The sequence below is a fragment of the Mesorhizobium sp. genome (assembly GCF_005063415.1).
Classification (GTDB): domain Bacteria; phylum Pseudomonadota; class Alphaproteobacteria; order Rhizobiales; family Rhizobiaceae; genus Mesorhizobium.
Map to the genome: position 1 here is coordinate 895 of NZ_SUEG01000302.1, position 1,280 is coordinate 2,174.

Annotated in this window: 1 protein-coding gene; it reads right to left on the reverse strand. The window is 59.5% G+C overall.

Annotation, left to right across the window (positions count from 1 at the left end; all coding sequences use genetic code 11):
• Positions 1–614 (reverse strand): divalent metal cation transporter (locus E5W70_RS32025; protein WP_292665319.1); only part of this gene is annotated, 614 nt, incomplete at its 3' end.
• Between the last annotated feature and the right edge of the window lie 666 nt (positions 615–1,280).

Sequence of the window (1,280 nt, forward strand, 5' to 3'; positions counted from 1 at the left end):
GTGCCGAGAACAGCCACCAGGGCCATGGCATGGTCGTGATCCAAGGCGAATTGCGGAATGAGTGCGCCGCGCAACGCGGCTGCCCACGGCACGTCGACAGCCAGCACCACCGCGACGTATGCAAACAGCGAGAGGGTTAGCCACTTTAGGATGGTCACATAGCGCTTATAGGCAATGAAGATCTCAAGGCCGGCACAGAGCAATCCGAAGGCGGCGGCGTAGAGGAACTGAGAACCACCGACGAGAAGCTGCAACGCTGCTCCCATCGCCGCCAGATCGGCGCCGATATTGATGAAGTTGGCGACGAGCAACAGGAGAACGGCAAAACGCATCACCCAAGGCGGATAATGTCGCCGCAGGTTCTGCGCGATACCCTGACCGGTCACGGCGCCGATACCCGCACTGATCCCCTGGATCACGACCAGGAGGGGGTAGCTGAACGGTATCGTCCAGCAGAGGGTATAGCCGAATTGCGCGCCAACCTGGCTGTAGGTGGCGATTCCACTGGGATCGTCGTCCGCCGCGCCGGTGATGAGGCCGGGTCCCAACGTGCGCAGGAAGCTAGTGCGCCGACGCGGCGAGTCACCGGGCAACATTGATGATTGATGCTCCATCTCAGTTCCCTCTGTCGCCGCAACGCGTCCAGCTCCGGATTCAGTTCGCATTTCGTTCGATGGCGCCGGTCGCCGGTTCCGTCCACACGATGAAAACACCTAGCCATGCACTGATACATTGGAAGCGGGTTCTTATGTACTCCTCATGTCGAATGGCGGGCTGTTGTGCGTGATGGAACCGCGTTCGCAAACGTCCCCAGTTTGTTGATGAACGGACGTTGGGGTACATCCGCGAAGACCACACGGAACGTTGGCCAATGGCCTCGCTGCCAAGGCCGCGCGGGCACCAGCCAGCATCACCGAAGGCATGAGGATGTGTTCTGGCCTCATGATAGGCGGCGGCAGTCGGCAAGCGACTGGGGATAACGGAAGCCGATCCCGCCAAACTGCCGGCGGAGCATGTCCTGCACCTCATCTTGCAGGATTGTTCAAGCTGTCATTCGAAATTCCGACAAAAGGTCCAGTGATGCCGGCTGAAAGCGGGCCGGCAGGTTCAACACAATCGGGGAGATCGTTTCATGCTCATCCAGCCAATCAGTTTCTTCCTCGTCGCATGATTCATCTTGGCCGCTCTGCGCACGGCCTTCGTCCCGTGGGACCAGTTCCGCAGATGGGTATCATCGCGCTCCTCCGGATACCATGTTGCATGTTCAGACGATCAGGACA